We start from the raw sequence: 9,135 nt of genomic DNA on the forward strand, positions 1-9,135 counted from the left end.
AATCGTACTGACATCCACATCAGTGAGATTAGCCCCATCCAGATTCGCCCACCGTAAATTAGCCTTCGTCAAATCAGCCTCTCTTAAATCCGCCCCGCTTAAATTGGCCCCTCGCAAATCAGCCCGGGTTAAATCCACCCCTCGTAAATCCGCCTCAGCCAAATTGACCTGATTTAAACTCGCCCCCGTTAAATCCGCCTTTCGCAAATCTGCCGATTTTAAATTTGCGCCACGCAAATCAGCCCGAGTTAAATCCGCCTCACGCAAATCCGCCTGAGTCAAATTCACCTTATTTAAACTCGCGCCAATCAGATCCGCACCGCGCAGATCTGACCCTTTCATATTCGCATCAGCTAAATAGGCTTTTCTGAGGTTCGCCCGGGACAAATCCGTTCCCGTCATATCCGCTTCGCTTAAATTGGCACTACTTAACGTTGCACCTCTTAAATCCGCCCCACTGAGGTCCACCCCCGCCAGATTCACTTCCGACAAGGAGACATTCGGCGCAATCCAGTAGGCTCCTCCCAAACTCAAGTCAATCCCTTCGCTGACGATCGTTTTTAAATCGTAAACCGCTTTTTGCAGGTTCGTCCCTTTAAAATTGACCCCGGTGAGATTGGCACCACTCAAGTTTGCTCGAAACAGATTCGCCCCCTCTAAATTGGCCCCGATTAACTTGGCATAGCGCAAGTTTGCCCCTCTAAGATCGGCGCGTCTGAGGTTAAATCCAGTCAAATCTACCCCACTCAGATTGGCTCCAGGGAGGACAACATCTGCTCCAATTAAGTAAGCGCCAGTTGTCTGGGGGTCGAGACCCTCACAGAAGCGGGTCCTCATGTCGTAAACGGCCTTTTGCAGAATCGTCCCCCGCAGATCCGCTTCACTCAGATCCGTTCCGCTGAGGTTGGCACCACTGAGATTCGCTTCGGCAAGTTTGGCCCCAATTAAATTAGCGCCTTTGAGATTGGCACCGCGCAGATCGGCCTCACTCAGATCGGTTCCGACTAACAGCGTCCCTTTGAAATTAGCCCCAGTTAAGTTACTCTCGCTGAGATTTGCTAGGTTTAAATTGGCATCACTCAGATCCGCACCACTCAGGTTTGCTCCTTTTAAATCGGCACCAATCAAGTCGGCATAACAGAGAATTGCTTCGCTTAAGTTAGCGCCACTGAGTTTGGCTTCGCGCAGATAGGCACCGCGTAGGGATGCGCCAATGAGGTCTTTGTTGCTTAAATCCTGGGTCAGAAAGTTCGGGTTTTGGCTTTCCGAGCTTAGGGGATCTTGATTGGTTAATTCTGGTGGGACGCGAAAGAAATTTTGGCTATTGTCTTGCATAAATCCCGAAGCTTGGCAACCGATGGCAGTTATCTACCACTGTAATTCAATGGTGCTTGGGTTTTGACCTGTCTAGGGCTGCTTGCGGAACTGTGGCGATCGCCCTTCTATGCCCTCTCCCCGGTTACGCTCTCGTGAAGCCTTAAAATCTTGAGAATAACCTATAGCAACAGATGGAGTCATCAAAGTGACATTAAAACTATATGGCGGTGCGCGTTCTCGGGCATCAATCGTGCAGTGGTATCTGGAAGAGTTGGGGGTTCCCTATGAATTTGTGTTGTTGGATATGCAGTCAGGGGAACAATTACAGCCGGAGTACCTGAAGATTAACCCGATGGGAAAAGTCCCGGCGATCGTCGATGGCGAGTTGAAACTCTGGGAATCCGGGGCAATTTTACTGTACTTGGCCGAAAAGTACGGCAATGCAACTCAGTCCCCGGAAGAACAAGCGACCCTGGTACAGTGGGTGCTCTTTGCCAATGCCACATTTGGTCCTGGAATTTTTATCGAATCCAACCGCGATCGCGAATTGAGTCGATTGATGAAGCCCCTGAATCAAATTTTCGCCACCCATCCCTTTTTGTTGGGTGAAGAGTTTACCGTCGCCGATGTTGCCGTCGGTTCCATGTTGGCGTACAGCCAAATGATGCTCAAGCTGGATCTGAGTGAGTATCCAGGGGTGGTTGAGTATATCCAGCGCATCGGCGATCGGCCCGCCTTTCAGAAAACCATCGGTTCCCGGGCTCAGTAAAATGGAGTCCTGATATAGCGTTTCCCAGCGTTATTCGCGTACATTCTTTTGGAGTGCGAGCATCTTGCTCGCTATTGACAATAGCGAGCAAGATGCTCGCACTCCTGATTTTTATGAGTACCTCATGAGTCGGGAAACTGCTATAAGCAAGAGCATTCAGAGGTAGGAACGGGTAAACGGAAAGCTTGTGTTTAGATCGGGAAAGGGGCGCTCATCTGAGCGCCCCTTTCCTTGTTGATAGCCTTGGAGTTGGAGAAAAGTCGGTAATTTATCTGAAACCGACTGCTGCTTGCCAAACGAAAGCCAGCAACAAGAAAAACACGGGGATAATCGGCAAAACATCTACCAGGGGATCGAAAATCGAGTAGGCTTCCGGTAGTTTTGCCAGTAGTAGTGCTGCTTCCATATTGATATCTCCCTCTCAAACACAAATTTCATAATCGACACAGATTTTAACTTGACAATCTCCGTCGCGATCGCGACGGGGATTCTTAAGACTTTCCAGCCTTAATATCCCTATTGTCAGGGTTTCCGGGCGCAATCCTTTGGCCAGATGGCGGTCTGCTATCCTAGTCTTACAACTAGCTCCTCGGTCGTGACTTTCCTCCAGTCCGGGGGTAGGTTTTAACGTCTTTTACTGACGATTTAATCGGTTCAGAACCAAAGTAATTGGTTGTGATTAATTATTTTGAGCATCCGTACTGCTGTTAAGCTAGATACTTGATTTCTCAAAATTCGCAACTTTCGACTCTTTTGACGATACCACACTGGCCAGACATTTGTGCAATTGGTAGATCTGATTGGCAGGATTTATCCGGCCATGCCCTTTCATCCCTGGACTAAAGTCACAGGGTTTTCAGGGTATTTTTTATAAGGGAGGATGAGGATTTCATTTTTCGGCTAGAGCAGGGGGACTTCATGGGTTAGAAACCGGGGTTTTGCCAAAAATTTTGGCGGGCTTTGCAACCGATTGGGTCAAAAACCCGGTTTCTTGTCCTTGGACTTTAAAACGATTCCGGTCCCCGGACCTTGGCAAGGGGAGGGTTAGGGTGGGGTCCTAGGGACGTGAACGATACCCACACCCCAGGCCCTAGGGTGTCGGTGACAACCAGTGAGCAAAATCTGTGGTAAAGCGATCGCTCAGAATGGACTCCCGAATCCGCTTGGTAAACCGAATCAGTTCCGTGAGATTGTGAATCGAGAGTAAGGTATAGACCAGGATTTCCCCGGATTTCCACAAATGATTCAAGTACGCCCGCGAAAACTTTTGACAGGTGTAACAAGAACAAGTCTCATCTAGGGGGGTAAAATCTTCCCGAAATTGAGCATTTTTAATATTCCACCGTTCCCCTTGGACCATCACGGCCCCATGTCGCGCCCATCTTGTGGGGATTACGCAGTCAAATAAATCGACCCCGGAGGCGATCGCCTGGGCCATTTCTCGATAAGTCCCGACTCCCATCAAATAGCGGGGTTTCTCTACGGGAAGGTGCGGCGCAGTGGCCCTGACGATTTCTGAGATGGTTTCCCCCGGTTCTCCCACACTGACTCCGCCAATGGCATATCCGGGTAAGTCTAACTGAGTCAGGGCCTCCACCGCTTGCAATCGTAAATCAATGTAGACTCCCCCTTGAACAATCCCAAATAAGGCTTGATCCGACCGACTATGAGCCTGGATACAGCGTTCTAACCATCGGTAAGTCCGGGCGGTTGCCAACTCTACGGCTTCTCGGGATGCAGGGTAGGGGGGGCATTCATCGAAGGCCATAATCACATCAGCCCCCAATTTGTTCTGAATTTGAATCGAACGTTCTGGGGTGATTTCTATCTTGCGTCCATCCCGGGGCGATCGAAAGGTCACCCCGTGTTCGGTAATGGTCCGCAGTTCACTTAAACTAAAAACTTGGAATCCACCGGAATCGGTCAGAATCGGGCCATCCCACACCATAAAGCGGTGTAACCCTCCCGCTGCAGCGATAATGTCCTCTCCTGGTTGGAGGTGCAGGTGATAGGTATTGGCCAAAATCATCTGAGCGCCCGTTGCCTCTAACTGGGCCGGTGTAACAGTCTTCACGGTAGCTAAGGTTCCCACGGGCATAAAGATGGGCGTTTCTACCGGGCCGTGAGGCGTCATCCAGACCCCCGCCCTGGCGTGAGTATGGCTGCATTTACCCTGACAGTGAAATGTAAAGTCGCGACCCAAAATTAATGATTACTGTGTAAATTTTCGACTCATTATACCAGCATATTGGCAATATGTTATTTTCCAGTCATGGCAAATAGAAACTGCGGTTAAGAACTAGCAGAATGGCGGGAAAATAAAGTTTAAATACCGAAGGGCGATCGCCACTCAAAAGGGCAGCATTCCCTCATCATCAATTTCAGCATCTAATTTAGCAATGAGGACCTCTCGCAAAACCGCCTCTAACGCCGCAGCACTATCGAGTGTTTTAGCAGATTGCTCCTTGAGGGGGTTAGAGACTGGAAGTAACCGTAATTGTCGGTCATCTTGAACCAGATCGAAGTAAGATTCAGATTCAGAGGATTGTCTCAGTTCTAAACAATCAAAACTCTGCACATTGATATAAAGACGATGATTGGCGATCAGGGTTGAGCGTTGAGAATCAGCAAAAACTTCCATCACATAGCCTTCCCCTTGAGTTTGGAGATGACCTTGGAGGAAGTGTGCATAGCGGACTCGGCCTAAATCAGCCAGGAGTCTATACATATCTTGCTTATTGACCACAGTACCTGTATCAACAATGCAGGGTGCAGGTAGGCTAGTAGGAGATTGATCTGGCATCATAGAGAAACCGCCTTTAATTTACAATCGAAACCCTTTTTGGAATTGAGACCCTCCAATGGCTGCCCTATAGAGGGAATATCAAGAAAGCTTTGCGTTTTATGCCGACAGAGTGCGGCACAGGATAACTCTCATTATACGGAATCCGGTTTTTAAAGGTCTATAAAAACCCGCACCCTAAAGGGTGGGGCGTTTGCGGACAAAGCCCGAGAAGCGCGGGCTAAAAGAAAAAGACTTGAGACAAGCGGATTCCGTATTAATTCAATTTTGGCACAGGTTATAAAGTGGACGTATCAGTAGAATGGCGGAAAAAATATAGATTTTGACTATGAGGGAGAATCGCCGGGTGAGACGGGTCGTTAAATTTGTGCAGACAAAAGTAGCCCGATTGGGAACTCTCGGTTCGGGATTGGCAGCAGCGATCGCCTTCTATACCTGTTTGCCGGTTCCTCTGAGTTGGACTTTAGAGTTTCGCGGCATTGCTCGGTATGCGCCCTTTGTCGGGGTGGCGATCGGGGCGATGCTGGGCCTGTTAGATGTCCTGTTGCAGTTGTTAGCCATGCCGGGACTCACGCGCAGCACTCTGGTGATTGTGGCCTGGATTGGGATTACCGGCGGATTGCATCTGGATGGGGCGATCGATACCGGGGATGGGTTGGCCGTGCAAGAACCCCATCGCCGCTTGGAAGTAATGGCCGATAGTGTTACCGGCGCATTTGGCGTGATGGCCGCCGTTGCCCTGATTGCCCTGAAAGTGGCAGCCTTGAGTGATTTAAGCGCCAATCGGGCCGTGGTTTTAATGGCCGTCGCTGGTTGGGGACGGTGGGGACAATTAGTGGCGATCGCCCGTTATCCCTATTTAAAAGTTTCAGGCAAAGGCGCCATTCACCAGGATTCTATGGGGTCTCCCTGGGACTTACTCCCCGGGTTTCTGTTTTTGGTCGCCTTGAGTGGCGTCCAACTCTGGCTCGATGGCAATTCCTGGATTTTAGCCGCCGGAATGGTCACAGGCGGCAGCGCGATCGCCATCCTCACCGGGGCCTGGTTTAATTACAAACTCGGGGGTCATACCGGCGATACCTACGGTGCCGTGGTGGAATGGACTGAAGCCCTCTTACTCTGTCTGTTAGCGGGATTATAAACCGGCGATCGCGCCTCCTTCCCGATTCCCCAGTCCGAGACTACAGTCGCGATCAGAACTCGGGTTTCTGGACAACATCTGAGGCCAGAAAGCCACAAATCTGAATCAGAAACCCGGCTTCTTATCCTATCAATCTAATCCTGTCTTGATCCCTAGCCCTGTCAAGGTGCAATCCCACAAGTTGACGAAAAATCGTTGTTTCTTGTAGGGGCGTATTGCATACGCCCTAGGGCCTGCGCATTGCGCCCCTACAAGAAATTCTAGTCTTGATCTCCTACTTGCGATCGATGTGGATTTCCATGCCTTCTACTCGGAGTCCCATGCCACGCCGTCCGCAGAATTCACCGTTAGAAAACTCCTGAGTATCTCCCACTCGCTCAATATGCGCCTTGTAATAAACCGCATAATTCGGCGCTTCAGGGCCCGATAATTCGATCGCCAAACCTTCAATCCGCAAACCCGAACCGCGAGCACCAACCCACTCACCCTCAGTCACCCAAGGCGTATCCCCGCTACCTTGGATATGGGCCAGATAGCGAATACCCAATCCAGGAATCGGCGGTTTGATTTCCAGCGCAAATGCTTCGAGGCGGAGTGCTTTCCCCCTTGTTCCGGCAAATTCATGTTCATGAAACTGGTGATCGCCCACTCGTTCGATATGAACCAAGACATTTAATCCCACCTCGATTCCCACACCAGAAAGCCCTGACATCTTGGCAGAAGTTGGGGCAAAATTCGGGTTTGGGGGAGCAATCTGACTCCGGGAGGGGGATTCATCGGAACTCGGGAGGATAATCACATCGGGCAAATTAGACCCAGGGGAGGAAGGTTGTTGCGAGAGTAAGCGTTCCACTTCCGCTTCAGTGTCAGTGGGTTCAATGAATTCAGTAGACCCGGCAATCACGACCATTTCCGGCGATCGCCGGGGCGGTGGTGGAGCAGTTGGGGCCGTCACCGTAGGCGCTGGGGCTGTTACGGTCCCAGAAAATAGCAGTTTTCCTCGACTCGCTGCCAGAGTTAAGGGTTTGCCAAATGCTCGCCCGCAAAAATCCAGCATTCTTTCCCATTCTTCATCTGCGATATTGGTATCCGGTTCAATCAGACTCAGGAAAGCACAACAGGGATGTTGACCCGAAAGTAACGCCGGGACATCTGGGGGAAAATTACTCGGGGAGGAGTTGAGGATAATGTGGCGCAATTCCCGCGCTTTGACTTTTGCCTCCTCTAACGGTGCAAAATGCGGTTGATCGCGATGAGTCAGGGATAAAAAGCGATCGATGTAGTAGAGGGCTTTTTGGGATTCGTTAACTTGTCCTCCCGACCGGGCGATCGCGTGTAAAATTCCCTGGATATCATGTAGGGAAGAAATCTGCGTGGGTGCCACCACCCCTGGCACCGAGTAAGTTTTTGCCAGCTCGATCGCCCTTGATTTAAGTCCCGCAAACTCCTGCCGATACGCTATCAGTTGCTCACTGAGTCGTTCGTCTAAGGGTACTCCTGCTTCTTTCAGTTCCACAGCAGCTTGTGAAAGGCGACTGCTCAAGGCCGGTAAGCGGTCTTTCAAATGGTTGAGTTGTTGTTGCAACTGTTGATGATCTACATTCATGGTCAATAGAGTCTAATCGGTTCCCATCTTATTTTGCCTGATCCTTAGCCTTTCACCCGTTTAATCCCCAGGGTAGATCCCCAATTGCTCAATTGATGGATAAGTCCGGTTTATCTGAGCCTGCGGGAAGACCCGCGCTCTATCTGTACTCAGATGAGCGACTGTATGAAAGCCGCGTATATTTAGTAGGCTCAATACCTACTAAATATACATTTACTGGAATAATTATCGCAAGTAAATCATGTTATAATAACCATAAGCGTGCGATTCGTTCAGCGCAAAAGCGGAGGGGAAAACCATAAGCGTGGCACTGGTAAGGGTTTTCGGAAGACCACTGCACTAACCGGGTCAAACCTGTATTCGTAGTCACGAACTCTTATAATTGTGGTTTTGTTGCTCCTAACAAAGAGCAATACCAGGATTTCCAGAATTGTAAATCGTGGCAATTCTGGGGGTAATAGGCAACAGCCCCACCCGGAGACTCACCATCAAAGGTGTGAAGCGGGCTGAAAAGGTGGTAACCCTTAACCATAAAGAGAATCCCATCGAGCCAACTGGCCAAGGTCAGCGAAAGCGAATGTCCGGCTTGAACCCTCTCAATTATTAAGTAGCGAAACTTGGTTGATACGCTGCGTCCAAAAGGGCAAGGGGAAAAGGTAGGCAACTACTTATTTAACCTACAAAAAGACAAGGAAATCCTCGTTTCACTTGTTAAGAAATCCCCAAAGTATCCAGGGGGAAAGGACAGCATCCTAAAGCCAGATACAACCCAAAATCACGAAACGAATTAACCCCATAATGGCTCTTAAACAGGTCGATTGTCTAAGTAGTGATTTAAGTGTAAGCGCCAGCCTATATGGGGGTGAGATGCAGTACCCAAGCCAATGGCCAGAATAACATCTGGTATATGCTGAGAGTCTGCGCCTGAGTTGAAACGTGAAGTTGCAAGTAGCCAAATTAATGGCCAAAGCACAACAACAGTTGATGATGGCATGGAACGAAATTCCTTGGAATAAAATCCAACGGAAAATCTTCAAGTTGCAGAAGCGAATTTACGGAGCGGCTAGTAGGGGCAATCATGTCTTAGCAAACGGGCTTCAAAGAATTCTGTTGAAGTCATACTACGCAAAGTTGCTCGCTGTTAGGCAAGTTACTCAACTCAACAGAGGCAAGAAAACAGCCGGGGTAGACGGGAAGAAATCATTAACACCCGTACAAAGGCTGAGGCTTGCGAGTAAATTGCGGTTAACCAAAAAGGCACGAGCCGTCCGACGAGTTTGGATTCCCAAGCCCGGAAGAGACGAGAAACGACCTTTAGGAATACCAACAGTAGAGGATAGAGCGCGTCAGGCATTGGTCAAAATGGCTCTAGAGCCATTTTGGGAGGCCAGATTTGAAGGCACCAGTTATGGATTTAGGCCAGGTAGGTCAACACACGACGCCGTAGCTCGGATTTATTTGGTAATCAATAAGAAAGCCAATCATGTCCTAGATGCGGA

General features: G+C 49.5%; 8 protein-coding genes. 3 read left to right on the forward strand and 5 right to left on the reverse strand.

From position 1 onward, the window contains the following. Positions 1-1,335, reverse strand: a 1,335-nt coding sequence (locus tag J0895_RS10540) for a pentapeptide repeat-containing protein (RefSeq protein WP_207088057.1), incomplete at its 3' end; no start/stop codon positions are given. Positions 1,336-1,522: 187 nt separating this feature from the next. Between J0895_RS10540 and J0895_RS10545 the strand changes: the two genes are divergently transcribed. After that, positions 1,523-2,086: a glutathione S-transferase N-terminal domain-containing protein gene (locus J0895_RS10545; RefSeq protein ID WP_207088058.1), complete on the forward strand. Its 564-nt coding sequence runs from the start codon at positions 1,523-1,525 to the stop codon at positions 2,084-2,086. Between the two features lie 268 nt (positions 2,087-2,354). Here J0895_RS10545 and J0895_RS10550 read toward each other — a convergent pair whose 3' ends face one another. The 3 genes from J0895_RS10550 to J0895_RS10560 all read right to left on the reverse strand — a co-directional run bounded on the left by J0895_RS10550 (position 2,355) and on the right by J0895_RS10560 (position 4,892). Next, on the reverse strand, positions 2,355-2,492 hold the full coding sequence (locus tag J0895_RS10550; RefSeq protein WP_009768893.1) for a photosystem II reaction center protein K: 138 nt from the start codon (positions 2,490-2,492) through the stop codon (positions 2,355-2,357). Positions 2,493-3,176: 684 nt separating this feature from the next. Further along, a complete protein-coding gene (gene tgt, locus J0895_RS10555; protein ID WP_207088059.1) occupies positions 3,177-4,289 on the reverse strand; it encodes a tRNA guanosine(34) transglycosylase Tgt in 1,113 nt (370 codons plus the stop codon). A 147-nt stretch (positions 4,290-4,436) separates the two neighbouring features. After that, positions 4,437-4,892 carry a hypothetical protein gene (locus J0895_RS10560; protein ID WP_207088060.1) on the reverse strand — a complete coding sequence of 152 codons (456 nt, stop codon included), beginning with the start codon at positions 4,890-4,892 and terminating at the stop codon, positions 4,437-4,439. 325 nt (positions 4,893-5,217) lie between these two features. Between J0895_RS10560 and cobS the strand changes: the two genes are divergently transcribed. Next, a complete protein-coding gene (gene cobS / locus J0895_RS10565) occupies positions 5,218-6,030 on the forward strand; it encodes an adenosylcobinamide-GDP ribazoletransferase (protein WP_207088061.1) in 813 nt (270 codons plus the stop codon). Between the two features lie 274 nt (positions 6,031-6,304). Here the strand turns inward: cobS and J0895_RS10570 are convergent, their stop codons facing one another. Beyond that, a complete protein-coding gene (locus J0895_RS10570) occupies positions 6,305-7,636 on the reverse strand; it encodes a hypothetical protein (protein ID WP_207088062.1) in 1,332 nt (443 codons plus the stop codon). Positions 7,637-8,596: 960 nt separating this feature from the next. On the opposite strand from J0895_RS10570, the gene J0895_RS10575 reads away from it, so the two are divergent. After that, positions 8,597-9,135: reverse transcriptase N-terminal domain-containing protein (locus tag J0895_RS10575; protein WP_207088063.1), on the forward strand; the 539-nt coding region annotated here is incomplete at its 3' end.

The sequence above is a fragment of the Phormidium pseudopriestleyi FRX01 genome, from assembly GCF_017313335.1.
In the GTDB taxonomy this organism is placed as follows: Bacteria; Cyanobacteriota; Cyanobacteriia; order Cyanobacteriales; family Laspinemataceae; genus Laspinema; species Laspinema pseudopriestleyi.